A 24,111-nucleotide genomic window follows, 5' to 3' on the forward strand; every position below is an offset into this window, starting at 1 on the left:
ACGGTGACCCGGAAGCAGCCGGCGCCTCGGGCGTGGGCGAGGGCCGCGTCCACGAGACGGGCGCCCAGGCCGGCGTCCCGGTGGTCGGGGAGGACGTAGACGGACTGGATGTCGCCGGTGAGGCGGTCGAAGGAGCGCGGGTCCGGGACGCGGGGGACCAGGACCAGCCAGGCCATCCCCACGTCCTGCCCGCCGACGGAGCCGAGGAACGGGACGATCGACGGGTGGGCCGTCATCCAGTCCCGCAGGCCGTCGGCGTACTCGTCGCGGGACCCGGCGATGGGGGCGTGACCCTCCTCGCTCCAGGTCCATCGGAGGCGGGCCAGGGCGGCGGCGTCGTCGGGACCGGCGCGGCGGACGGTCGCGGGGGAGGGCGGGGCGTCAGCCATCGACCCGCACCAGGGCCAACTGGTAGTGGACGTCGTCGGCGTACGGCTCCCAGGCCTCGAACTCCAGCAGGCGCCCGAGCGACCCGAGGCGGGCGCGCACGTCCTCGTCGGTGCGGTGCCGGAACCGGCGGCCGTGCGGGTCGGTCCACTCGTCGTCGCGGCCCGCGCCCCAGACCCCGACCGCGACGAGTGCTCCCGGTGCCGCGACCCGGCCGATCTCGGCGAGCGCCCGGTCGAAGCCGTCGCCGCCCAGGTGCATGCCGAGGGGACGCGCCGCGCGCTCGCGGACCTCGGCGTCGTAGAAGGCGCGGTGGCGCCGGTCGACCTCGTCCACGGCCGCCACGCTACCCAGCGGCTACGACGACCCGCCGGGCAGCGCGAGGTCCACGCCGACGAGGGCGGCCAGCGACCGCAGCTCGCGCTCGACCCCCTCGCGCATGGCCGCGCTGGGCTCGAGGTCCCAGTGCACCGCGTGGACGTCCAGCACCCCGGCGTCGAGGTCGCTGTGGGCGTCGACCTTCCCGACGAGCCGGTCGCCGTGCAGCACCGGCAGCGCGAAGTAGCCCCAGCGGCGGGCGGCCGCCGGCTTGTACATCTCCAGCTGGTAGTCGAATTCGAACAGCTCCGCCATCCGCTTGCGGTCGAACAGCAGCCGGTCCAGCGGCGACAGCACGGCCGTCCGGCCGGTGAAGGGCCCGTCGAGGTATTGCGGGTCCACCCGCCACCGGCCCCGCACCCCCTCGACGACGGCCTCCTCGCCGGCGTCGTTCACGTGGTTCGGCTCCCCGGGCGGGAAGGTCACCCGGGCCCGCGCGATGCCGAGCGCGACGAGGCGCCGCCGGTCCCGCTCGGTCTCGGCCTCCTCGTACGGCACCGTCGGCCCGTCCGGGTGGACCCGCGCCGCGAGGTCCCAGTTCCGCTCCCGGTTCTCCCTCGACGACACGGCCACCTCCCCGCGCTGCTCCATCATGTCGAGCATCCGCTGGACGTTCTTGCTGTTGGTCCAGCCCGACGAGCGCCACGGCACCACCGTGGTGTCGGGCAGCTCCCGCGCCGGCAGTGGCCCCTCGGCGCGCAGGCGGGCGAGGATGTCCTCGCGGCAGCCCCGGTTGTCCTCGACCCAGGCCTCGATCTCGCGGCGCCACTCGCTCACCGGCTCCACCCCGGGCCACGCCGCCATCTCGGCCCGGAAGAGCGGCAGGTCCTCGGCCGGACGCAGGTAGCCCAGCAGCTCGACGACGACGCGCGACTCCAGCAGGTCGTCGAGCCGGTCGGGGGTGTACGCGCGCCCGAGCCGGCTCCACAGGAGCAGGTCGGGGTGCGGCGCGACGTGGGCCGTGAGGTCCATCTGGACCAGGCCGAGGTGCCTGACGACCTCGAGCACGTCGGTCGGCCGGTCGGCCGTCAGCAGCTGGGCGCGCACCGCGACCCGGCGGGCGTCGCGTCGGGAGAGCTCGTGGACCACGACGGGGAGGCTAGCCCCGCCACCGGACGGAACGCGTCCGCATCGCACCCGGACCCGCCACGCCGCCGCCCCGGCCTAGGCTCGCGGCATGACCGACACCGCCACGGGGACCTTCGACATCACGATGACGCCCGTCGAGCACGACCAGGACGGCATCGGCCGGATGGCGTTCACCAAGACGTGGTCCGGTGACCTCAGCGGCACGGGCGAGGGCACGATGCTTACCGCCGGTCGGCCCGAGGAGGGCCGGGCGGGCTACGTCGCCGTCGAGCGGGTCGTCGGCTCGCTCGCCGGGCGCGAGGGCTCCTTCGCCTTCCAGCAGAGCGGCACCATGGTCGACGGCGAGGCCACGCAGCAGTACCTCGTCGTCCCCGGCTCCGGGACCGGGGACCTCGCCGGCCTCGCCGGCACGCTGTCGCTCACCCAGGACGCCGGCGGCCACGCCTACCGCCTCGAGTACGACCTCTGAGCCCGGCACCTGGTGGGACGACGGCCATGACGACGGTGGCGCTGCTGCTCGCTGCCGGGGCCGGGCGCCGGATGGGCGGGCCCAAGGCCCTCATGCGCCCGACCACCGGCGCGCCCACGCTGCTCGAGTCCACCCTCGCGCGCCTGCGCGCCGCCGGGCTCGAGCGGGCCGTCGTCGTCCTCGGCGCCGCCGCGGAGGAGGCCCGGCCGCTGGCCGAGGCCGCCGGCGGCGAGGTCGTCGTCGCCGACGGCTGGGACGAGGGGATGGGCGCCTCCCTGCGCGCCGGCCTCGCCCACCTCCGGGCGACCGCCGCCCCCGACGTCGACGCCGCGCTCGTCACCCTCGTCGACCTGCCCGACGTCGGCGCCGCGGTCTACCGTCGCGTCCTGGTGGCGGCCGACGGCGGGGGCCCGTCGCTGCTGCTGCGCGCGCACTACGACGGGCGCGCCGGCCACCCCGTCGTCCTCGGCCGCGACCACTGGGCGCCCGTCGCCCGGGGCGCACACGGGGACCGCGGCGCCCGCGACCACCTGGCCGCCCACCCGCCGACCGCCGTGGAGTGCGGCGACCTCGCCACGGGGGACGACGCCGACCGCCCGGACGACCTCACCCGCTGACGGGTACGCCGGGGGGTATGACCGCCCGCGGCCGGCCGCGCGCACGGCGTCCGACATCATGGAGGCCATGACCGACGAGCCCCCGCGAGAGCACCGCAAGGTCCGCCGCTGGCCCGAGAGCGTCTTCGGGCAGGGCGTCGACCCGGACCCGCGGTTCTCCCTCGCCAACGAGCGCACCTTCCTCGCCTGGGCGCGGACCGGCCTCGCCCTCCTCGCCGGTGCCGCCGCCATCGACGCCCTCGACCTCCCGCTGCACCCCGTCGTCCAGGGGCTGCTCGCCGCCCTGCTGGCCCTGGCCGGGATGCTCGTCGCGGCGTCGGCGGCCTGGAACTGGGCCCGTACCGAGCGGGCCATGCGCCTGGACGTCTCGCTGCCGGGCAACCCGGCCATGCTCGTCGTCATCGTCGCCGTCGCCGTCGTCGGCCTCGTCCTCGGCGTCGCGAGCCTGCTGCGGGTCCTGTCGTGACCGAGCTCGTCGTCCGCGACCCCGGCATGCCCCAGGAGCGGACCGTCCTCGCCTGGCGCCGCACCGGGCTCGCCCTGCTCGTCGGCTCGCTGACCATCGGGCGCCTCACCCTCGACTCGCTCGGCCCGCTCGTCGTCGTCCCCACCGTCATGACCGCCGCGATGGCCCTCTACGTCGTCGGCGACACCCTGCGCCAGCGCCGCCTGGCCCACCAGCACCCGGACGACCCGCGCTTCGCGGTGCTGCGCGACGCCCGGCTGGTCGTCGTCACCTCGGTCGTCATCGGCGTCCTCTCCGCGGGTGAGCTCGCGGCCGCCGTCGTCCACATGCTCTGAGCCCGACCCACCCTCTCCGAACGGCGGGTCCGCACGCCCGTGTGACCGTCGCCCTCCCACGGGCGCCCGTCGTGGGTGATGCTTGCGCCATGGACCCCCGGACGACGTTCGAGACCGCCCCCGACCTCGCCGGCGCCCTCGGCGGGGTCGGCTACCTCGCCGAAGAGGCCCTGACGACGGTCGCGTGGCTGGCCCTGCGCCTCGGCCGGCCGCTGCTCATGGAGGGGGAGCCCGGCACCGGCAAGACGGCGCTCGCCGAGGCCCTGGCCGAGGCCATGGACCTGCCGCTCATCCGGCTCCAGTGCTACGAGGGCATCGACTCCAGCCAGGCGCTCTACGACTGGGACTTCCCGCGTCAGATCCTCCACGTCCGGGCGCTGGAGGCCGCGTCCGGCGGCGGCCCGCGCGAGGTCCGCGAGGTCGAGGAGGACCTCTTCGACGAGCGGTTCCTCCTCGCCCGGCCCGTGCTGCGGGCGCTGCGCGAGTCACCCGCGGTCCTCCTCGTCGACGAGGTCGACCGCGCCGACGACGAGTTCGAGGCCTTCCTCCTCGAGGTGCTCTCGACCTGGCAGGTGACCATCCCCGAGCTCGGTCCGGTCTCGGCCGCGACGCCGCCGGTCGTCGTCCTCACCTCCAACCGCACCCGCGAGCTGCACGACGCCCTCAAGCGCCGCTGCCTCTACCACTGGCTGGAGCACCCCGGCATCGAGCGCGAGCTGGAGATCGTCCGCACCCGCGCGCCCGAGGTGTCCGCCGACCTCGCCGAGCAGGTGGTGCGGGCCGTCCACGGCATCCGCGAGGACCGCGAGCTGCTCAAGCCGCCGGGCGTCGCCGAGACCCTCGACTGGGCCCGCGCGCTGCACGAGCTCGGCACGCGCACCCTCGACACCGCGACGGCGGCCTCGACCCTCGGCGTCGCCGTGAAGTACCGCGAGGACGCCGAGCGGGTGAAGAAGGCGCTCGACGGGATGCTCACGCCGTGACCCGGGGCCGCGCGTGAGCATCGCCCAGCACCGGCTCGACGCCGCCGAGCACGTCCGACCGCCCACGGAGGTCCTGCTCGGCTTCGCCCGCTGCCTGCGCGCCGCCGGCGTCCACGTCACCGCCGACCGGGAGCGCACCTACCTCGACGCCGTCGCCGCCGTCGGGCTGGATGACCCCGGCGCCGTCTACCACGCGGGCCGGGCGACGCTGTGCGGGTCGCCCGCCGACCTCGAGCGCCACGACCTCGTCTTCGCCGAGTGGTTCGGCGGCTCCCGCGCCGGCACGAAGACCCGCGACCCGATGCAGCGGCCGGTCACCCGGGCCCCCCTGGAGGGCGAGGAGGCGCAGACGGGCACCGGCGGGGACGACGAGGAGATCGTCAAGGCCCGCTCGAGCACGGTCGAGGTGCTGCGCCACCGCGACGTCGCGTCCCTGTCGCAGGCCGAGCGCGAGTCGCTGCTGGCCCTGTACGCCCGCCTGCGGCCGCGCGCGCCCCGCCGCCGTGCCCACCGCTACGCCCGCGACCGCCGCGGGGTGGTCGACGCCCGCCGCACCCTGCGCACGACGCTGCGCCGGATGGGGGAGCCGGGCGAGGTGCAGTGGCGGCGACGGGCCACGCGCCCGCGCCGGGTCGTCCTCCTCATCGACGTCTCCGGCTCGATGAGCGCCTACGCCGACGCCCTCGTCCGGCTGGCCCACGCCTACTGCGCGTCCGAGGTCCCGACCGAGGTCTTCACCCTCGGCACCCGGCTCACCCACATCACCCGCCCGCTGCACCAGCGCGACCCCGACCGCGCGGTCGTCGCCGCGGGGGACGCCATCCCCGACTGGTCCGGCGGCACCCGCCTGGCCGAGGGGCTCAAGGTCTTCCTCGACCGCTGGGGCCGGCGCGGCATGGCCCGCGGCGCGGTCGTCGTCGTCTTCAGCGACGGGTGGGAGCGCGACCGGCCCGAGGCCCTCGGGGAGCAGGTGCACCGCCTCTCGCGGGTGGCGCACCGGGTGGTCTGGGCCAACCCGCACCGCGGGCGGGCGGGGTACGAACCCGTGCAGGGCGGCATCGTCGCGGTGCTGCCGTACGTTGACGACTTCGTCGCCGGGCACTCGCTGGCGGCGTTTGAGGAGCTGACGGAGGTGGTCGCCCGTGCGTGACGTGCTGGACGAGCTCGTGGAGTGGTGGCGGGCGGGGGAGACCGTCGGCGTCGGCACCGTCGTCGCCACCTTCCGGTCCGCCCCCCGCCCGGCGGGTGCCTCGATGCTGCTGGGACCCGGCGGCGAGGCGGTCGGGTCCGTCTCGGGCGGCTGCGTCGAGGGCGCGGTCTACGAGCTGAGCCGGTCGGTGATCGACGACGGCACCCCGGTGCTCCAGCGCTACGGGGTGTCCGACGACGACGCCTTCGCCGTCGGCCTCACCTGCGGCGGCATCCTCGACGTCTTCGTCGAGCCGGTGAGCCGCGAGACCTTCCCGGAGCTCGGCGACGTGGCCGCGGACGTCGGGGCCGGGCGCCCCGTCGCCGTGGCCACCGTCATCGAGCACCCCGACCCGGCGTGGCTCGGCCGGCGGCTCGTCGTGCGGCCCGAGGACGCCGCGGGCGGGTCCACCGGATCGCTCGGCTCGCCCCGGGCCGACGGCGCCGTCACCGACGACGCCCGTGGCCTGCTCGCCGCCGGGCGCACCGAGACCCTCACCTACGGCCCCGACGGCGAGCGCCGCGGCGAGGGCATGCGGGTGTTCGTCTCCGCCTTCGCACCGCGTCCGCGGATGCTCGTCTTCGGCGCCATCGACTTCGCCGCCGCCGTCGCCCACGTCGGCTCCTTCCTCGGCTACCGGGTCACCGTCTGCGACGCCCGTCCGGTCTTCGCGACGACGAGCCGCTTCCCGGCCGCGGACGAGGTCGTCGTCGAGTGGCCGCACCGATACCTGGCCGCCGAGGTCGAGGAGGGCCGGGTCGACGGGCGCACCGTCGTCTGCGTCCTCACCCACGACCCGAAGTTCGACGTGCCCGTGCTCGAGGTGGCGCTGCGTCTGCCCGAGGTCGCCTTCGTCGGCGCGATGGGCAGCCGGCGCACCCACGAGGACCGCCTGGAGCGGCTCCGCGAGGCGGGCCTGCGCGAGGACGAGCTGGCCCGGCTCTCCAGCCCGGTCGGCCTCGACCTCGGGGCCCGCACGCCGGAGGAGACGGCGGTGTCCATCGCCGCCGAGATCGTCGCCCTGCAGTGGGGCGGCGGCGGCGCCCGGCTGCAGGACGTCGGCGGTCCGATCCACCACCACGGCACCTGAGTCCGGCGGCGCCGCACCTGGTTTCCCGGCCGGAAAGTGCCTGACGTCACGGGCGCGCGGCCCGCTGCCTACCCGTTCGGCGGGTTCGTCCGAAGCCCTTGTCCGCCGAGGATGGGTGGCGCAAGATCAGGAGCACACCGATCCCCCTGTGAAGGAGTCAAGGATGACTCGGATCACCGTCACCGTCGACGGCGTCCCCTACTCCGACGAGGTCGAGCCCCGGATGCTGCTCGTCCACTACCTCCGTGAGGTCGTCGGCAAGGTGGGCACCGTCGTGGGGTGCGACACGAGCAACTGCGGAGCGTGCACCGTCCACCTCGACGGCCACAGCGTGAAGTCCTGCAACATGCTCGCCGTCCAGGCCGACGGCCGCGAGGTCACGACCATCGAGGGCCTCGCGACGGGCGGCGAGCTGCACCCGATGCAGGCGGCGTTCCACGAGAACCACGCCCTCCAGTGCGGCTACTGCACCCCGGGGATGATCATGCAGGCCGTGGACCTGCTCCAGCACAACCCGAACCCCAGCGAGGACGAGATCCGTCAGGGCATGGAGGGCAACCTCTGCCGCTGCACGGGCTACCACAACATCGTCAAGGCCGTGGCCGCCGCCGCGGGCTCGATGTCCAGCGAGAGGAGCGACGCCTGATGACCGCCGTCGACGACCGTCCCCAGGCCGCCCCCGAGATCGGCAACGCCCGCCGGCGCAAGGAGGACCAGCGCCTCGTCACCGGCCGGACGAAGTGGACCGACAACATCCAGCTCCCCGGCATGCTCCACCTGGCCATGGTGCGCAGCCCCTTCGCCCACGCGAAGATCGGCGCCATCGAGACCTCCGAGGCCAAGGCCGTCCCGGGGGTCATGGCCGTCTACACCTCCGCCGACATCGCCGACATCCAGGGCGTCTGCATCACCGCCTGGCCGGTCACCGCCGACCAGAAGACCCCGGACCACCTGCCGATGCCGGGCGACCGGGTCGCGCACGCCGGCGAGATCGTCGCCGTCGTCGTCGCCCGCAGCGCCGCCGTCGCCCGCGACGCCGCCGAGCTCGTCGACGTCGACTACGAGGAGCTCCCCGCGGTCCTCGACCTCAAGGCCGCGACCACCGACGAGGTCCTCGCCCACCCGGGCCTGGAGACGAACAAGAGTGCCTTCTGGCAGCTGGACTCCAAGGGCGGCGGCACCGGCGGCGACATCGAGGAGGCGATCGCGAAGGCCCGCGAAGGCGGCATCGTCATCGAGCGCGAGTACCGCCAGCAGCGCCTCATCCCCGCCTTCATGGAGCCGCGCTCCACCGTCGTCGACCCCACCGGCGAGCAGGTCGTCATGTGGTCGGCCACCCAGATCCCGCACGTGCTGCGGTTCTGCATCGCCGCCACCACCGGCCTGCCCGAGTCCAAGATCCGGGTCATCGCCCCCGACGTGGGCGGCGGGTTCGGCGGCAAGCTGCAGTCGACGCCCGAGGAGTTCATCACCCTCGCCGTCGCCCGCAAGCTCGGCAAGCCGATCAAGTACACCGAGACCCGCTCGGAGACGATGGTCTCGGCCCACCACGGCCGCGACCAGTGGCAGAAGCTCACGCTCGCCGCGGAGAAGGACGGCACCGTCACCGGCCTCAAGGTCGACCTCATCTGCGACCTCGGCGCCTACGCCGCGATCGTCGGCGGCGGCGTCCCGGTGCTCGGCGCGTGGATGTTCAACTCGATCTACAAGTTCGACGCCTACCAGTTCAACTGCACGAACTACTACACGAACAAGACGTGGGTGGACGCCTACCGCGGCGCCGGCCGGCCCGAGGCCACGTACGCCATCGAGCGGATGATGGACGAGCTCGCCGCCGAGGTCGGCGTCGACCCGCTCGAGATCCGCGAGAAGAACTGGATCCGGCACGACGAGTTCCCGTTCACCACGGTGGCCGGGATGACCTACGACTCCGGCAACTACGAGGCCGCCACCGAGAAGGCCAAGGAGCTCTTCGGCTACGACGAGCTGCGGGCCGAGCAGAAGCGCCGCCGCGACGAGAAGGACCCGGTCCAGCTGGGCATCGGCGTCTCGACCTTCACCGAGATGTGCGGCCTGGCCCCCTCCCGGGTCCTCGGCTCGCTCAACTACGGCGCCGGCGGCTGGGAGTCGGCCTCGATCCGGATGCTCGCCACGGGCACCGTCGAGGTCATCACCGGCGCCAGCGCCCACGGCCAGGGCCACGAGACGGCGTGGAGCCAGATCGTCGCCGACCGCCTCGGCGTGCCCTTCGAGAGCGTCGAGGTCCTCCACGGCGACACCCAGATCGCCCCCAAGGGCATGGACACCTACGGCTCGCGCTCGCTCGTCGTCGGCGGTGAGGCTCTCGTCCTCGCGGCCGACAAGGTCATCGAGAAGGCCAAGCCGTTCGCGGCGCACATGCTCGAGGCCAGCGTGGACGACCTCGAGTTCTCCCAGGGGCGGTTCACGGTCAAGGGCACCGACAAGGGCGTCGGCATCACCGACATCGCCCTCGGCGCCTTCGCCGGCCACGACTACCCCGAGGGCGTGGAGCCGAGCATCGACGCGGACGCCACCTACGACCCGGTGAACTTCTCCTTCCCGCACGGCACCCACCTGTGCGCGATGGAGGTCGACACCGAGACCGGCCAGAGCACGATGCGCAAGTACGTGTGCGTCGACGACATCGGCAACATCATCAACCCGCTCATCGTCGAGGGCCAGGTCCACGGCGGTCTCGTGCAGGGCATCGCGCAGGCGCTCTGGGAGGGCGCGGAGTACGACGAGCAGGGCACGCTGGTGTCGGGCTCGTTCGTCGACTACACCCTCCCGACCAGTGCCGACACGATCAGCTTCGTCACGGACCACACGACCTCCCCGGCGACGTCGAACACCCTCGGCACCAAGGGCGTCGGCGAGGCCGGCACCATCGCGTCCACCCCGGCGGTCGTCAACGCCGTCGTCGACGCGCTGCGGCCCTTCGGTGTCGACGACGTCCTCATGCCGTGCACGCCCGAGCGGGTGTGGAAGGCGATCCAGTCCGGGGGCGGCACCCAGGACGCCGAGACGACCAGCGCCCAGCAGGCGCACTTCGACGAGGGGACCCCCAACCAGGATCCCGCGGCCGGCACGACGGACGGAGTGGTGCAGTGATCCCCGCAGCCTTCGACTACGTGGCCCCGACGAGCGTCGACGAGGCGCTGTCGGCGCTCGCCGAGGCCGGCGACGACGCCAAGGTCCTCGCCGGCGGGCAGTCGCTGCTCCCCATCCTGCGGATGCGGCTCAACGCCCCGGAGAAGGTCGTCGACCTCGGCCGGATCGAGGCCCTGCGGGGCGTGCGCGACGAGGGCGACCACCTCGCCATCGGCGCCATGACGCCCTACAGCGACGTCGTCGACGACGCGCTGGTCCGTGAGCACGCGGGGCTGCTCGTCAAGGCGGTCGAGACCGTCGCCGACCCGCAGATCCGCCACCGCGGCACCCTCGGCGGGGCCCTGGTCCACGCCGACCCCGCCGGGGACGTCGGGGCCCCGGTGCTCGCGCTCGACGCGACGCTCGTCGTCGTCGGGCCGGGAGGTGAGCGCACCGTCCCCGCGGCCGAGTTCTTCCAGGACCTCTTCGAGACCTCCGTCGCCGACGGCGAGCTCCTCACCGAGATCCGCATCCCGAAGCACACCGGCTGGGGCAGCGCCTACGAGAAGTTCGTGCGCGTCTCGCACCAGTGGTCGATCGTCGCCGTCGCGGCGACGGTCCGGGTCGAGGGCGGCAGCATCGCCGAGGCCCGCATCGGGCTGACGAACATGGGCTCGACCCCGCTGCGGGCGACCGCGGTGGAGCAGGCCCTCGTCGGCAAGGGCGCGGCCGACCTCGCCGACGCCTGCGCGGCGGCGGCCGAGGGTACGAACCCGCCGAGCGACCTCAACGGCGACGCCGACTACCGGCGCCACCTGGCCGGGGTGCTCGCGCGGCGGGCCGTCCAGAAGGCGATGGAGGGCTGATCGCGGTATGGACCTGAAGCACGACTTCACCGTGCCCGCCGACGTCGAGACGACCTGGCAGACCTTCATGGACCTCGAGCGGGTGGGCAGCTGCTTCCCCGGCGCGACGGTCACCGAGGTCACCGAGGACGGCTTCAGCGGGACGGTCAAGGTCAAGCTCGGGCCGATCGCGCTGCAGTACTCGGGGTCGGGGCGGTTCGTCGAGAAGGACGACGCCGCCCACCGGGCCGTCATCGAGGCCAAGGGCAAGGACAAGCGGGGCAACGGGACGGCCGGCGCCACCGTCTCGATCCAGCTCGAGCCCGACGGCACCGGGACCAAGGTCGACGTCGTCACCGACCTCGCGGTGACGGGCAAGCCGGCGCAGTTCGGCCGGGGCGTCATGCAGGACGTCTCGGACAAGCTGCTCGGCCAGTTCGTGGCCTGCATCGAGGGCGAGCTCACCGGCGCCGGGTCCGCCCCGGCGGCGGGGGAGGCCCCGGCGGAGGCTCCGGTCGAGGAGGCGGCCGCTCCGGCGGCTCCCGAGCCGGCCGCCGCGGCCCCGGCCGCCGCGGCACCGGCGCCCGCTCCGGCCCCGCGACCCGCTCCGAGCCCGGCCCGGCCGAGGACCGAGGACGACGGCGCCCTCGACCTCGGTTCGGCGGTGCTCCCGGTGCTCGTGAAGACCTACGCGCCGTACGTCGCCGTCGGCGTCGTCGGGGTCGTCATCGGGTGGCTCATCGGGCGCGGCTGACCCACGGCAGACGACGGCCCCGCGGCTCCGGCCGCGGGGCCGTCGCCGCGTCCAGGGCCCGCAGCTCGCCGACGATCCGGCGGGCGTCGGCGTCGTCCGGGCCGCCGGCCGGGAACTCGCGCCACGAGCGACCCGAGGCGAGGGCGTCATGGTGCGCCATCTCGACGAGGAGGACGATCGGCGCGAGGAAGACGGCGACGGCGCCGATGACGAGAACGACGTGGAAGATCTGTGCAATGGTGTCCATGGCTCGATTTTGACGGACATCCATCGACTGCCACGAGTGGCAGATCTGTCGGGGTTCGTCGAATTCCTGCCATACTGGCGCGATGGCCCTCCACTCCGTCGCCGTGGTGCTCCAGGAGCCCGTAGCGCTCTTCGAGTACGGCGTCCTCGCCGAGGTCTTCGGCATCGACCGCAGCGAGGAGGGCATCGACCCCTTCGACTACCGGGTCTGCGCGGAGCGGCCCGGCCCCCTGGACTCCCACCACGGCACCGCGGTGGTCGCCGCCCACGGGCTGGAGGCCGCGGCGGACGCGGACCTCGTCGCCGTCCCGGCCACCTCGGCGGTCCCCTCGCCGGCCGTCCTGCAGGTGGTGCGCGACGCCGTCGAGCGCGGCGCCTGGGTGCTCTCGGTCTGCTCGGGCGCGTTCACGCTCGGCGCCGCCGGGGTCCTGGACGGGCGCCGGGCGACGACGCACTGGCGGCACGCCGCCGAGCTCGCCGAGCGCCATCCCCTCGCCACCGTCGACCCCGACGTCCTCTACGTGCGCGACGGCACCGTCATCACGAGCGCCGGGACCGCGGCCGGCATCGACGCCTGCCTCCACCTCGTGCGGCACGAGCTCGGCGCCTCGGTGGCGACCCGGATCGCCCGCCGGATGGTCGTCCCGCCGCACCGCGACGGCGGGCAGCGTCAGTTCATCGACCGGCCGGTGCCCGTCACCGACTCCGAGTCCCTCGGCCCGGTCCTCGCGTACATGAGCGAGAACCTCGCCGAGCAGCACGCGGTCGCCGACCTGGCCCGCCGGGCCGCGATGTCTCCGCGCACGCTGGCCCGCCGCTTCGTCGCCGAGACCGGGACGACCCCGCACCAGTGGCTCACCGACCAACGCGTGCTGCGCGCCCGCGAGCTGCTGGAGGAGAGCGACCTGCCCGTCGACGCCGTCGCCCGCGAGGCCGGGTTCGGCACCGCGGCCCTGCTGCGCCACCACTTCACCCGCGGCACCGGCCTGTCGCCCTCGGCCTTCCGCAGCCAGCACCGCTGCCCGGCCTGACGTCCGTCACCAGGGGCGCCGGGTCCGGAACAGACCTCGCCCGCACCGGGTTGTCCCCGGCATGACCACCATCGGACTCATCGGAGCAGGCAACATCGGCAGCACCGTCGCACGGCTGGCGGTCGACGCCGGCTACGACGTCGTGCTCAGCAACTCGCGCGGGCCGGAGACGCTCGCCGACCTCGTCGCCGACCTCGGCCCGCGGGCGCGGGCGGCGACCCGCGAGGAGGCCGCGGCCGCGGCGGACCTCGCCGTCGTCACCGTGCCCCTCAAGGCCATCGACGACCTGCCGGTGGCGCCGCTGGCCGGCAAGGTCGTCATGGACACGATCAACTACTACCCCGAGCGCGACGGTCACGTGGCCGCGCTCGACGACGAGAGCACGACGACGAGCGAGCTCGTCCAGGAGCGGCTCGCCGACAGCAGGGTCGTCAAGACCTTCAACAACATCTTCTTCGCCCACCTGGCGTCGCTGGCTCGCCCGGCGGGGGCCGAGGACCGGACCACGCTGGTCATCGCGGGCGACGACGACGCCGCGAAGCAGGAGGTCACCGCCTTCCTCGACGCCATCGGGTACGACGCCTACGACAACGGCCCGCTCGCCGAGGGCTGGCGCACCCAGCGGGACACCGCCGCCTACGCCGCGATGTACGTCGACGGCGACGACTGGGACCACCCGGTCGCGGCCGACGCCGACCGGGTCCGCGACCGGCTCGCCGCCGCCAAGCGCTACCGCGACATGTGACACCGGGGCCGCCGCGGCCGATGGGACCTTCACACGATCCACACACCGACCGCGAGCGGCCTCCAGGGCGGTCTCCCTACGCTCGTCGACATGACCGAGGGGACCACCGCCGCACGCGTCGTGCTCGTCGTCGAGGACGAGCCGACGATCCACGAGGCCGTCGCCGACCGGCTCCGCGCCGAGGGCTTCACGGTCGTCTCGGCCGTCGACGGGCCGGGGGCGGTCGCCGCCTTCGAGGAGCACGACCCCGACGCCGTCCTCCTCGACGTCATGCTCCCGGGCTTCGACGGCCTCGAGGTGTGCCGGCGGATCCAGGCGGTCCGGCCCGTGCCCGTCCTCATGCTCACGGCCCGCGACGACGAGACCGACCTGCTCGTCGGCCTCGGGGTCGGGGCCGACGACTACGTGACCAAGCCCTTCTCGATGCGCGAGGTCGTGGCTCGGCTGCGCGCCCTGCTGCGGCGGGTCGAGCGGGCCGAGGCCCTCGCCCGGACCACGGGCCGGATGGACCTGGCCGGGCTGGTCGTCGACCCGGCGAGCCGCCGGGTCACCGTCGACGGTGCCGCGATCCACCTCACGCCCCTGGAGTTCGACCTCCTCTGCGCCCTTGCCGTCGAGCCCGGCACCGTGCGCTCTCGCGAGGCCCTCATGCGCGAGGTGTGGGGGTGGGGCGACGCGTCGGGGACGCGCACCCTGGACAGCCACGTCAAGGCGCTGCGGGCCAAGATCGGCGCCGACCGGGTCCGCACCGTCCACGGCGTCGGCTACGCCCTGGAGACCGGCGCGTGAACACCGACCGCCCGCTGGATCCGGTCGGCTCGATCAAGGTCAAGCTCGGGTTCCTCGTCGGCGTGAGCGTCGTCGCGGCCGTCGTCGTCGCGGGCATCGCGTCGCGGGCGCAGATCCCGTGGTGGACGAGCGTGCCGGTGACCATCGCCGCCGCCCTCGGCGTCACCTACTGGCTGGCCCGGGGGATGACCGCGCCGCTGCGCGAGATGACGGCCGCGGCACGCCGGATGGCGGCGGGGGACTACGGCCAGCGGGTGACGGCGACGTCCTCGGACGAGGTCGGGGTCCTCGCCCGCGCCTTCAACGCGATGGCGGCCGACCTCGCCGGGGCCGACCTCGAGCGGCGGCGGCTCGTCGCGACGGTCTCGCACGAGCTGCGTACCCCGCTCACGGCCCAGCGCGCGCTACTCGAGAACCTCGTCGACGGGGTCGTCAGCCCGAGCGCCGACTCGCTGAGGTCCGCCCTCGCCCAGGCCGAGCGGCTCTCCGGACTCGTCGGCGACCTCCTCGACCTGTCCCGCATCGACGCCGGGGTGGCCCCCCTCGCCCTCGAGGAGGTCCGGGTCGCCGACCTCCTCGCGCGGGGGGGCGAGGAGGCCGGGGTCGGGTCCCGGCCCGTGCGCGTCCGGCACCGGGTGGCGCCGGCCGACCTCACGGTGAGCGCGGACCCGGCCCGCCTGGCCCAGCTCGTCGCGAACCTCGTCGACAACGCCGTCCGACACAGCCCGCCCTACGGCGAGGTCCGGCTCGAGGCACGTCCCGAGAGCGGCGACCGCTGGGTCCTCGACGTCCGCGACGACGGTCCCGGCATCCCCGCCGACCAGGCCGAGCGCGTCTTCGAGCGCTTCGGGACGGGGTCGGACGACGGCGGCGGCACCGGCCTCGGCCTCGCGATCGTCCGCTGGGTGTGCGACCTCCACGGCGGACGGGTCGAGGCCCTCCCCACGGCACCCGGTGCCACCGGCGCCCACCTGCGCGTCACCCTGCCCACGACCCCGACGGCCGAGCGGCCGACCCATCTGCGCGCCGGTGCGATCGCCGCGCGCCCCACCGAGGAGGCCACGATGCCCACGAGCACCACGACGACCGGCGCCCCCACGTCCGGCCCCGCCGTGACCCCACCGTCGGGTCCCGTGGCCCCCGTCCCCCCGGCCGCCGCCGGGCCGGGTGCGGGCGGACCGGGTGACGTCGTCGTCGACCGGTTCTGGCCCGAGCCGGACGGCCGGCCCCGGGTCGGGGTCCTCGTCGCCGCGGCCAGCATCGGCCTGTTCGCCGCGCTCACGTGGGTGCAGCGCGAGATCGGCCTCGTGACGACCCTCGTCATGCTCGCGGCCGGAGCCCTCATGTGGACCGTCGCGCGCCACCGCCGGCACCCCTGGACGGTGGCGTGCGGCGTCCTCGCCGGTCTGCTCGCGACGACGGCGGCGACCCGCGACGCCGGCGGCGTCGTCACCCTCTCCGTCCTCGCCGGCGTCACCGTCGCGGCCGTCGGGCTCACCCGGGCGCACGGGGTCCTCGCGATGGTCGCCAGCGCCGCTGCGTGGCCGCTCTCGGGTCTGCGCGGGCTGCCGCTGCTCGGCCGCACCGTCGTCGCGAGCAGCCGGACCCGCCACCTGTGGGCGGTCGTCCGGACGGTCGCCGTCACGGTCGTCGTGCTCGTCGTGTTCGGGGCGCTCTTCTCCAGTGGCGACGCCCTCTTCGGGTCCTGGGCCGCGGCCCTCGTGCCCGACCTCGCGTGGGACTCGCTCGTCGCGCGGGTCTTCCTCTTCGTCCTCGTCGGCGGGGTCTCGCTCGCCGGGGCCTACCTCGCGCTCAACCCGCCGGTCGTCGACCGCGTCGTCCTCCCCGAGTCGCGCCGGTCCCACCCGGTGTGGGAGTGGGCCGTCCCGGTCGGCGTCGTCGTCGCGCTCTTCGTGGCCTTCCTCGCCGCCCAGGCGACCGCGATGTTCGGCGGCGAGGAGTACCTGCGGCAGCAGACCGGGCTCACCCACGCCGAGTACGTCCACCAGGGCTTCGGCCAGCTGACGGCGGCCACCTTCCTCACCGTCCTCGTCATCACGGCCACCCTGCGGGTCGCGGCGCGCGAGACCCCGCGGGACCGCCTCGTGCTGCGCGCCCTCCTCGCCGCCCTCGCGGTGCCGGCCCTCGCCGTCGTCGCCTCCGCCCTCTACCGGATGGACCTCTACCAGGACGCTTTCGGGTTCACGACGCTGCGGGTCTTCGTCGACGGCGTCGAGCTGTGGCTCGGGCTCGTCGTCCTCCTCCTGCTCGTCGGCGTGCTGCGGCTCTCGTGGGGCTGGGTCGCGCGGGCCGTCCTCGTCTCCGGCGCCGTCTTCACGATCGGCTTCGTCGCGCTGAACCCGGACGGCTGGGTCGCGGCCCGCAACATCGACCGGTTCGCGAGCACCGGGGAGATCGACACCCGGTACCTCTCGACCCTGTCGGCGGACGCGGGCCCGGCGATCGCGCAGGGGCTTCCCGCCGAGATGGCCGCCTGCGTCCTCACCGGGTCACGGTCCACGGAGTCCGTCCTCACCGACGACTGGCTGGCGTTCAACGTCGGACGGGCCCGGGCGCGCGCCGCCGTGGCGGACCTGCCGTCCGTCGCGTCGGTCGACTGCGGTACCTACCTGTCCGACGCCTACCGGCGCTGACCGCGGCCCCGCCCCGCACCCCGGGCATACTCGCCGCCATGGACGACCGCACCGTGCTCGTGCTCAACGGCCCGAACCTCAACCTGCTCGGCGAGCGCGAGCCGGAGGTCTACGGCCACGACACGCTCGCCGACGTCGAGCGGCTGTGCACCGAGGCCGCCGCGCGGTACGGGCTGACGGTCGACTTCCGGCAGAGCAACCACGAGGGGACGCTCGTCGACTGGGTCCAGGAGGGCCGGTCGGGGACCGCCGGCATCGTCCTCAACGCGGGCGGCTACACGCACACGTCGGTCGCCCTGCGCGACGCGGTGTCGGCCGCGCGGGTGCCGTGCGTCGAGGTGCACATCAGCGACATCCACGCCCGCGAGGAGTTCCGGCGCTTCTCCTACCTCAGCGACGTCTGCGACCACCATGTCATCGGGCACGGCGTGGCCGGCTACGCCGAGGCGGTCGACTGGCTCGCCGGGCAGCGCCGGCAGGCCTGACCCCGCGGCGGGGGCTGCGGGCCGACGACATCTCCGGCGCGAGGGCGGCGTGTCCCCTGCTCCGAGGGGCCGGGCGAGGTGACCGTGTCGTCCGCCCGTCGCGGGACCCCACCCGTCGTCACCCTCCGGTCGGCCAGGTGACGTCCCCGCCCGGCCGTGGTGTATTCGAGGGCGACGCGGTCGACGCGTCGCCCCACCGGCCGGCGGCACGAAGGAGTGCACCATGACCCAGACCCACCCGGAGCCCGACCTCGCCGAGGCCGAGGCGCAGGCCCCCGAGGACGCTTCCCTCTACGAGCGGCTCGGCGGCACGTACGGCATCGCCGGGGCCGTCGACATCCTCGTCGACCGGCTGTTCGACAACATCGCCGTCAACGCCAACCCGCACGTGCACGCCCACCACGGCGACAAGGCCAACGCCGCCGGCTACAAGTTCCTCGTCACCGGCTGGTCCATCGAGGCCGCCGGCGGGCCGGCGTGCTACCCCGGCCGCGACATGGCGAGCGGTCACGCCCACCTCGCGATCGACGCGGCCGGCTTCGACGCGGTGCGCACCGAGATCGACGCCACGCTGAACTTCCTGGGCGTGCCGGACCGCGAGCGCGGCGAGTTCATGGCCATCATCGACGGCTACCGCGACCAGGTCGTCCAGGCCTAGGGCACCCGGTCCAGGACGACCCCGAAGAGGTCGCGGTAGGTGGCGAGCACCTCGTCGTCACCGCCGAGGCGGCGCTCCTCGCGCGTCCCGTCCGCGGCCGTCGTCACGAGGGTCCGCCCGGCCAGCGAGACCCGGCCGCCGTCCGCGGTCGGCAGGGAGCAGACCGGGCCCGCGGTGAAGTGCGAGCGCGGCGAGGTCGTCTGCCACCAGCACGTCGGCTCGGCGTCGACCAGCTCGCGCGGACGGGTCTCGAGCCGGTACTGCGGGCGGCCGTCGAGGAGGACGTCGAGGTCGCCGTCGGGTGCGCCCGCCCAGGTGACGACCCCCTCGGGGTCCTCCCACGGCTCGTCCGCCGCGAAGGGCACGGGTCCGGCGACGAAGCGGCCGAAGCCCACGTCGACGAGCCAGGGGCCGTCGGCGAGGTCGACCCGCAGGGCGAGGTGGTCGAAGGGCGGGCCGAGTCCGTCCTCGCCGTGCACCCGCGCCGCCAGCAGGGTCACGTCGTGCCCGAGCGCGCGCAGCAGCCCGGCGAACGCACCCCCGAGCTCGTAGCAGAAGCCGCCGCGGCGCCGGCCGACGACCTTGTCGTGCAGCCCCTCCTCGTCGAGGCGGTACTCCTCGCCGAGGTGGATGGAGAGGTTCTCGAACGGCACGGTGCGCAGGTGCGCGGTCATCAGCGTGCGCAGCCCGCCGAGGCCGCTCGGGGGGCGGCCGCTCAGCCCGATCCGCTCCAGGTACTCGTCGGCGTGGCGCTGGTCCATGCCGACACCCTGACACCTGTCGCGCGGGTGAGGTCAAACGGGCTGGTCGCCGGCCGCGGTGACTTCCGGGTAGGTAGTTGGACGTCCTAGTATCCCGGGAGAGGCGCCGGAGACTCCGGTGGCCCGGGAAGGACCCCATGGCAGCGCAGCCCGGTGAAGGCCTCCACGTCCCCACCCACCCCGTCCGCATCGTCACCGCGTCGAGCCTGTTCGACGGCCACGACGCCTCCATCAACATCATGCGGCGGATCATGCAGAGCCAGGGCGCCGAGGTCGTCCACCTCGGGCACAACCGCTCCGTGCGGGAGGTCGTGGACGCCGCACTCGACGAGGACGTCCAGGGTGTCGCCGTCAGCTCCTACCAGGGCGGGCACGTCGAGTACTTCGAGTACCTCGTGCAGCTCCTGCGGGAGGCCGGCGCACCGCACGTCGAGGTCGTCGGCGGGGGCGGCGGGGTCATCGTCGGCCGGGAGATCGAGCGCCTGCGCGAGGCGGGCGTGCGCATCTTCAGCCCCGAGGACGGCCAGCGGCTCGGCCTGCCGGGCATGGTCAACGAGGTGGTCCGGGCCTGCGACACCGACCTGTGGGAGACCGCGCCGACGACGGCCGAGGCGGTGCTCGCGGGGGAGCGGGCCGCCGTCGCCCGCGCCGTCACCGGCGCCGAGACCGGCCGGCTCGACGACGCCTTCCGCGCCGAGCTCGAGCGGGCGGCCGCCGCCCGGCGCGTCCCGGTGCTCGGCATCACCGGCACCGGCGGGTCCGGCAAGTCCAGCCTCACCGACGAGCTCGTCCGGCGACTGCGGGTGGACCAGCAGGACAAGCTGCGCATCGCCTGCGTCGCCATCGACCCCACCCGCCGGCGCGGCGGGGGTGCCCTGCTCGGCGACCGGATCCGGATGAACAGCCTCGACGGCGACCGGGTCTACTACCGCTCGCTCGCCACCCGCGGCGGCCGTGAGGTGCCCGAGGCGCTGCCGGACGTCATCACCATCCTCAAGGCCGCGGGCTACGACCTCGTCGTCGTCGAGACCCCCGGCATCGGCCAGGGCGACGCCGCCATCACCGGGTTCGCCGACGTCAACCTCTACGTGATGACGCCGGAGTTCGGCGCCGCGAGCCAGCTCGAGAAGATCGAGATGCTCGACCTCGCCGACGTCGTCGCCGTCAACAAGTTCGAGCGCCGCGGCGCCCTCGACGCCCTGCGCGACGTCGGCCGCCAGATGGTCCGCAACCGCGAGGCGTTCGGGCAGCGCCCGGAGGACATGCCCGTCTTCGGCACCTCGGCGGCGACCTTCAACGACGACGGCGTCACCGCGCTGTACCAGGAGCTGCGGGGGCTGCTCGCCGCGCAGGGCCTCGGGGTCGACGAGGGCACCCTGGCCCCCGTCGACGTGCGCTCCTCCACGGCCATCCGCCAGGTCCTGCCGCCGGAGCGCGTGCGCTACCTCTCCGAGATCGCCGAGACGGTGCGCGGCTACCACGACGACACCCGGCGCTGGGCCGACCTGGCCCGGCGGGTGCAGCGCCTCGGCGACGCCCGCGCGGCGCTGGCGGAGGCCGGCAAGGACACGGCCGACCTCGACGCACTGCTCGAGCAGGCCCGGCAGGACCTGCCCCCGGCCGTGGCCCGGCAACTCGCCGAGTGGCCCGAGGTCGTCGAGGCATACTCGGGCGAGGAGCAGGTGGTCACCGTCCGGGACCGGGAGATCCACACCGCGCTGGCCCGCGAGACGCTGTCCGGCAACGAGGTCCGCCGGGTCTCACTGCCGCGCCTCGCCGACCACGGCGACCTGCTCTCCTTCCTGCGCCGCGAGCACCTGCCCGGCTGGTTCCCGTTCACCGCCGGCGTCTTCCGGTTCAAGCGGGACAACGAGGACCCGGCCCGCATGTTCGCCGGCGAGGGCGACCCCTTCCGGACCAACCGCCGCTTCCGGCTGCTCTCGCAGGGCCAGCCCGCCACCCGCCTGTCGACCGCGTTCGACTCGGCGACCCTCTACGGCCGCGACCCCGACCCCCGCCCCGACGTCTACGGCAAGGTCGGCACCTCCGGGGTGTCGGTCGCGACGCTGGACGACATGAAGGCGCTCTACGACGGCTTCGACCTCACCTCGCCGACGACGAGCGTGTCGATGACCATCAACGGCCCGGCGCCCACCGTCCTCGCGTTCTTCCTCAACACCGCCATGGACCGCGAGGTCGACGCCTGGACCGAGGAGAACGGCCGCGAGCCCGACGACGCCGAGCGCGACGAGATCCGCGCCCGTGCGCTGGCCACGGTCCGGGGCACCGTGCAGGCGGACATCCTCAAGGAGGACCAGGGACAGAACACCTGCCTGTTCTCCACCGAGTTCTCGCTGCGGATGATGGCCGACATCCAGGAGTGGTTCATCGAGAACAAGGTCCGCAACTTCTACTCGGTCTCGATCAGCGGGTACCACATCGCCGAGGCCGGGGCGAACCCCATCAGCCAGCTCGCGTTCACGCTGGCCAACGGATTCACCTACGTCGAGGCCTACCTGGCCCGCGGCATGGACATCGACGACTTCGCCCCGAACCTGTCGTTCTTCTTCAGCAACGGGATGGACCCCGAGTACACCGTCATCGGCCGGGTCGCCCGCCGGATCTGGGCCGTGGCAATGCGCGAGAAGTACGGCGCGGGCGAGCGCAGCCAGAAGCTCAAGTACCACGTCCAGACGTCGGGCCGGTCGCTGCACGCCCAGGAGATGGACTTCAACGACATCCGCACGACCCTGCAGGCGCTCGTCGCGATCTACGACAACGCCAACAGCCTGCACACCAACGCCTACGACGAGGCGGTGACGACGCCGTCGGCGGAGTCGGTCCGCCGGGCCCTGGCCATCCAGCTGATCATCAACCGCGAGTGGGGCCTGGCGGTGAACGAGAACCCGCTGCAGGGGGCGTTCGTCGTCGACGAGCTCACCGACCTCGTCGAGGCCGCGGTCCTCGCCGAGTTCGACCGCATCTCCGAGCGCGGCGGCGTCCTCGGCGCCATGGAGACCGGGTACCAGCGCGGCCGCATCCAGGACGAGTCGATGCTCTACGAGCACCGCAAGCACGACGGCAGCCTGCCGATCGTCGGGGTCAACACCTTCGTGCGCGAGGAGGCCGAGGCGACGCCGAAGGAGGTCGCCCTGGCCCGGGCCACCGAGGAGGAGAAGGAGTCGCAGCTCTCGCGGGTACGGGCCTTCCGCGAGACCCACCGCGACGAGGCCGAGGCCGCGCTGGCCCGGCTCAAGGAGGCCGCGACGAGCGGGGAGAACGTCTTCGCGGTGCTCGTGGACGCCGCCCGCGTGTGCACCCTCCAGCAGGTCACCGAGGCGTTCTTCGAGGTCGGGGGCCAGTACCGCCGCAACGTCTGACCTCCTGGCCGTCAGGTCAGGACGTACCGGACGACCCGGCGGCGCAGGGTGGGGGAGGCGTGCTCTTCGAACCCGGCTTCGAGGAACACCTGGAGGAGGCCGACCGACGCCTCGTCCCAAACGACCGTCGTCCCCGGCTCGGGGTCGATCGGGTAGGCCTCGACGAGCCGCGCGTGGGACCGCCGGGCGTGCTCGAGGGCGGCCGCGGCGAGCTCGTACATCAGGCCCTGCCTGCGGAAGTCCTTGCGCACGACGAAGCACGTCACCGACCAGACTCCCTCGAGGTCCGGGTCCATCCGCATCCACGTCCGCCGACGCGCCCAGATGCGCGGGTAGCGCTCGCGCGGCTCGACGGCGACCCAGCCGGCGGGCTCACCGTCGACGAAGCCGAGGAGCCCCGACGTCGGGCCACCCGTGCCGCAGCCGGCCTGCTCCAGGAGCGCGGCGTCGCGCTCCTCCTGAGTGGTGTCGCGGTAGATCCACCCCGGGACCTTGCGCGCCTGGCAACGGCACCGGCGGGCCTCGGCGGAGTCGAAGACTGCATCGAGGTCCTCGGCGCTCACCTCGTTGGCCGGCCGCCAGGTGAACTCGGGCACGTCCCCGACCCTAGTGGTGACAACCTCGCGCGACACTCGGTGCGTCAGAGGGGGCGAGATCGGTGAGGGACGGGGGAGCGCGATGGGTGAGGACGCCGAGCACGGCGAGTTCGCCGCGTACGTCCGCGCCCGCCAGCGCCGGTTCGTGCGCTTCGCCTTCCTCCTCACCGGGGACGTGCACGAGGCCGAGGACCTCGTGCAGAGCGCCTTCGCCCGGGTCTACCGGCGCTGGGACTCGATCCACGGCAGCCCCGACGCCTACGTGCGCGCGGCCATCGTCAACGAGCACCGGTCCTGGTGGCGTCGCACCTGGCGCCACCGAGAGGTCGTGAGCAGCCCGCTCGTCGGCGCCCGGGACCCCGAGCACGTCCCCGACGAGCGCGACGACGCACTGTGGCGGCAGGTGCTGGCCCTGCCCCGGCAGCAGCGGGCCGTCCTCGTCCTGCGCTTCTACGAGGACCTGTCCGAGGCCCGCACGGCCGAGGTGCTCGGCTGCTCCGTGGGCACCGTGAAGAGCCACACCTCGCGGGCGCTCGCCGCGCTGCGGGGGTCGATGCAGGAGGTGGAGCGATGAGCGTGCGCGAGCACGAGCTGCGCGAGGCCCTGCGGGCCGTGGCCGAGCCGGTGGAGACGTCGGCCGACCTCGTCGGGCCGTCCCTCGCCACGGCGCGGCGGCGGCGGGCCCGCTCGGTGGCCGCGGGGGTGGTCGCGGCGCTCCTCGTCGTCGGCGGCGCCGGGGTGGCGGCCTGGCCGCGCGGGGGCGAGCGACCGGCCGAGGTCCCCGCCACCCGGACGTCCTCCGCCCCGAGGCCCTCCACCGTCGCCTGGGCCTTCGGCGACACGCTGCACCGCGGAGCCCTGAGGACCACGGTGGGCGACGGGCGCGTCGTGCGGACGCTCGACGACCTCGCGAACGGCGGCCTGCTGGTCGGCACCACCTCGCCGGGGGAGGACACCTGGCGCGACTACCTGCTCCTCGATGCGGGCGGGACGGTCACCCACCGCCTGGGCCGGGGCTTCGCGGTGGCCTCGGCCGACGGCACGACCGTGGCG

26 protein-coding genes are annotated in these 24,111 nt (G+C 74.3%); 20 read left to right on the forward strand and 6 right to left on the reverse strand.

The annotated features are described in order from the left end of the window. From EPD83_RS15925 to EPD83_RS15935, 3 genes are all read right to left on the reverse strand, one after another. Nucleotides 1-389 (reverse strand): GNAT family N-acetyltransferase (locus EPD83_RS15925; protein WP_165566843.1); only part of this gene is annotated, 389 nt, incomplete at its 3' end. Continuing rightward, entirely contained in the window at nucleotides 382-723 is a 342-nt protein-coding gene (locus EPD83_RS15930; protein ID WP_128367648.1) for a hypothetical protein, read from the reverse strand. The genes EPD83_RS15925 and EPD83_RS15930, both read right to left, overlap by 8 nt. 21 nt (nucleotides 724-744) lie before the next feature. Beyond that, nucleotides 745-1,854 carry a DNA glycosylase AlkZ-like family protein gene (locus tag EPD83_RS15935; RefSeq protein ID WP_165566844.1) on the reverse strand — a complete coding sequence of 370 codons (1,110 nt, stop codon included), beginning with the start codon at nucleotides 1,852-1,854 and terminating at the stop codon, nucleotides 745-747. Nucleotides 1,855-1,942: 88 nt separating this feature from the next. Between EPD83_RS15935 and EPD83_RS15940 the strand changes: the two genes are divergently transcribed. From EPD83_RS15940 to EPD83_RS15990, 11 genes are all read left to right on the forward strand, one after another. Then, nucleotides 1,943-2,323, forward strand: coding sequence for a DUF3224 domain-containing protein (locus EPD83_RS15940; RefSeq protein WP_128365912.1), 381 nt, complete (start codon nucleotides 1,943-1,945; stop codon nucleotides 2,321-2,323). A 26-nt stretch (nucleotides 2,324-2,349) separates the two neighbouring features. Then, nucleotides 2,350-2,940: a nucleotidyltransferase family protein gene (locus EPD83_RS15945; protein WP_128365911.1), complete on the forward strand. Its 591-nt coding sequence runs from the start codon at nucleotides 2,350-2,352 to the stop codon at nucleotides 2,938-2,940. A gap of 67 nt (nucleotides 2,941-3,007) precedes the next feature. After that, complete coding sequence (locus tag EPD83_RS15950) at nucleotides 3,008-3,406, forward strand: DUF202 domain-containing protein (protein ID WP_128365910.1); 399 nt, start codon at nucleotides 3,008-3,010, stop codon at nucleotides 3,404-3,406. Then, a complete protein-coding gene (locus EPD83_RS15955; RefSeq protein ID WP_128365909.1) occupies nucleotides 3,403-3,741 on the forward strand; it encodes a DUF202 domain-containing protein in 339 nt (112 codons plus the stop codon). Before EPD83_RS15950 ends, EPD83_RS15955 begins: the two co-directional genes overlap by 4 nt. Before the next feature lie 89 nt (nucleotides 3,742-3,830). Next, nucleotides 3,831-4,724, forward strand: coding sequence for an AAA family ATPase (locus tag EPD83_RS15960; protein ID WP_128365908.1), 894 nt, complete (start codon nucleotides 3,831-3,833; stop codon nucleotides 4,722-4,724). Between the two features lie 13 nt (nucleotides 4,725-4,737). Next, a complete protein-coding gene (locus EPD83_RS15965; protein WP_235950668.1) occupies nucleotides 4,738-5,874 on the forward strand; it encodes a vWA domain-containing protein in 1,137 nt (378 codons plus the stop codon). Next, a complete protein-coding gene (locus EPD83_RS15970) occupies nucleotides 5,867-7,003 on the forward strand; it encodes an XdhC family protein (protein ID WP_128365907.1) in 1,137 nt (378 codons plus the stop codon). The genes EPD83_RS15965 and EPD83_RS15970 overlap by 8 nt, the downstream gene beginning before the upstream one ends. A gap of 163 nt (nucleotides 7,004-7,166) precedes the next feature. Continuing rightward, nucleotides 7,167-7,649, forward strand: a complete 483-nt coding sequence (locus EPD83_RS15975; RefSeq protein WP_128365906.1) for a (2Fe-2S)-binding protein — start codon at nucleotides 7,167-7,169, stop codon at nucleotides 7,647-7,649. Further along, complete coding sequence (locus EPD83_RS15980; RefSeq protein WP_128365905.1) at nucleotides 7,649-10,135, forward strand: xanthine dehydrogenase family protein molybdopterin-binding subunit; 2,487 nt, start codon at nucleotides 7,649-7,651, stop codon at nucleotides 10,133-10,135. Before EPD83_RS15975 ends, EPD83_RS15980 begins: the two co-directional genes overlap by 1 nt. After that, entirely contained in the window at nucleotides 10,132-10,980 is an 849-nt protein-coding gene (locus EPD83_RS15985; RefSeq protein WP_128365904.1) for an FAD binding domain-containing protein, read from the forward strand. Before EPD83_RS15980 ends, EPD83_RS15985 begins: the two co-directional genes overlap by 4 nt. 7 nt (nucleotides 10,981-10,987) lie before the next feature. Then, nucleotides 10,988-11,713, forward strand: a complete 726-nt coding sequence (locus tag EPD83_RS15990; protein WP_128365903.1) for an SRPBCC family protein — start codon at nucleotides 10,988-10,990, stop codon at nucleotides 11,711-11,713. Here EPD83_RS15990 and EPD83_RS15995 read toward each other — a convergent pair. After that, on the reverse strand, nucleotides 11,697-11,960 hold the full coding sequence (locus EPD83_RS15995) for a hypothetical protein (protein ID WP_128365902.1): 264 nt from the start codon (nucleotides 11,958-11,960) through the stop codon (nucleotides 11,697-11,699). The two genes, EPD83_RS15990 and EPD83_RS15995, sit on opposite strands and share 17 nt — an antisense overlap. Before the next feature lie 82 nt (nucleotides 11,961-12,042). Here EPD83_RS15995 and EPD83_RS16000 point away from each other — a divergent pair, with 82 nt between their 5' ends. The 6 genes from EPD83_RS16000 (at nucleotide 12,043) to EPD83_RS16025 (ending at nucleotide 18,321) form a co-directional block, all read left to right on the forward strand. Further along, complete coding sequence (locus EPD83_RS16000) at nucleotides 12,043-12,990, forward strand: helix-turn-helix domain-containing protein (RefSeq protein ID WP_128365901.1); 948 nt, start codon at nucleotides 12,043-12,045, stop codon at nucleotides 12,988-12,990. A 61-nt stretch (nucleotides 12,991-13,051) separates the two neighbouring features. Continuing rightward, nucleotides 13,052-13,735 (forward strand): NADPH-dependent F420 reductase, encoded by a 684-nt coding sequence (locus EPD83_RS16005; RefSeq protein WP_165566846.1) that lies wholly within the window; start codon nucleotides 13,052-13,054, stop codon nucleotides 13,733-13,735. A gap of 90 nt (nucleotides 13,736-13,825) precedes the next feature. Continuing rightward, nucleotides 13,826-14,524 (forward strand): response regulator transcription factor, encoded by a 699-nt coding sequence (locus EPD83_RS16010; RefSeq protein ID WP_128368569.1) that lies wholly within the window; start codon nucleotides 13,826-13,828, stop codon nucleotides 14,522-14,524. Beyond that, nucleotides 14,521-17,178: a DUF4153 domain-containing protein gene (locus EPD83_RS16015; RefSeq protein WP_165566847.1), complete on the forward strand. Its 2,658-nt coding sequence runs from the start codon at nucleotides 14,521-14,523 to the stop codon at nucleotides 17,176-17,178. The genes EPD83_RS16010 and EPD83_RS16015 overlap by 4 nt, the downstream gene beginning before the upstream one ends. Before the next feature lie 38 nt (nucleotides 17,179-17,216). Next, nucleotides 17,217-17,663 (forward strand): type II 3-dehydroquinate dehydratase, encoded by a 447-nt coding sequence (gene aroQ / locus EPD83_RS16020; RefSeq protein ID WP_128368307.1) that lies wholly within the window; start codon nucleotides 17,217-17,219, stop codon nucleotides 17,661-17,663. A gap of 223 nt (nucleotides 17,664-17,886) precedes the next feature. Further along, a complete protein-coding gene (locus EPD83_RS16025) occupies nucleotides 17,887-18,321 on the forward strand; it encodes a group I truncated hemoglobin (protein ID WP_128368306.1) in 435 nt (144 codons plus the stop codon). On the opposite strand, the gene EPD83_RS16030 is transcribed toward EPD83_RS16025, so the two are convergent. Next, nucleotides 18,318-19,082 carry an arylamine N-acetyltransferase family protein gene (locus EPD83_RS16030; RefSeq protein ID WP_165566848.1) on the reverse strand — a complete coding sequence of 255 codons (765 nt, stop codon included), beginning with the start codon at nucleotides 19,080-19,082 and terminating at the stop codon, nucleotides 18,318-18,320. The genes EPD83_RS16025 and EPD83_RS16030 overlap by 4 nt on opposite strands. A 137-nt stretch (nucleotides 19,083-19,219) precedes the next feature. On the opposite strand from EPD83_RS16030, the gene icmF reads away from it, so the two are divergent. After that, nucleotides 19,220-22,462, forward strand: a complete 3,243-nt coding sequence (icmF, locus tag EPD83_RS16035) for a fused isobutyryl-CoA mutase/GTPase IcmF (protein WP_128367091.1) — start codon at nucleotides 19,220-19,222, stop codon at nucleotides 22,460-22,462. An 11-nt stretch (nucleotides 22,463-22,473) separates the two neighbouring features. Here the strand turns inward: icmF and EPD83_RS16040 are convergent, their stop codons facing one another. Beyond that, nucleotides 22,474-23,058 carry a GNAT family N-acetyltransferase gene (locus tag EPD83_RS16040; protein WP_128367090.1) on the reverse strand — a complete coding sequence of 195 codons (585 nt, stop codon included), beginning with the start codon at nucleotides 23,056-23,058 and terminating at the stop codon, nucleotides 22,474-22,476. Nucleotides 23,059-23,140: 82 nt separating this feature from the next. On the opposite strand from EPD83_RS16040, the gene EPD83_RS16045 reads away from it, so the two are divergent. Together EPD83_RS16045 and EPD83_RS16050 are read left to right on the forward strand one after the other, a co-directional pair. Beyond that, complete coding sequence (locus EPD83_RS16045) at nucleotides 23,141-23,632, forward strand: SigE family RNA polymerase sigma factor (protein WP_128367089.1); 492 nt, start codon at nucleotides 23,141-23,143, stop codon at nucleotides 23,630-23,632. Beyond that, on the forward strand, nucleotides 23,629-24,111 hold a 483-nt coding region (locus tag EPD83_RS16050), incomplete at its 3' end, for a hypothetical protein (protein WP_205859564.1). The genes EPD83_RS16045 and EPD83_RS16050, both read left to right, overlap by 4 nt.

The organism is Phycicoccus flavus, assembly GCF_004025965.2.
Classification (GTDB): domain Bacteria; phylum Actinomycetota; class Actinomycetes; order Actinomycetales; family Dermatophilaceae; genus Phycicoccus; species Phycicoccus flavus.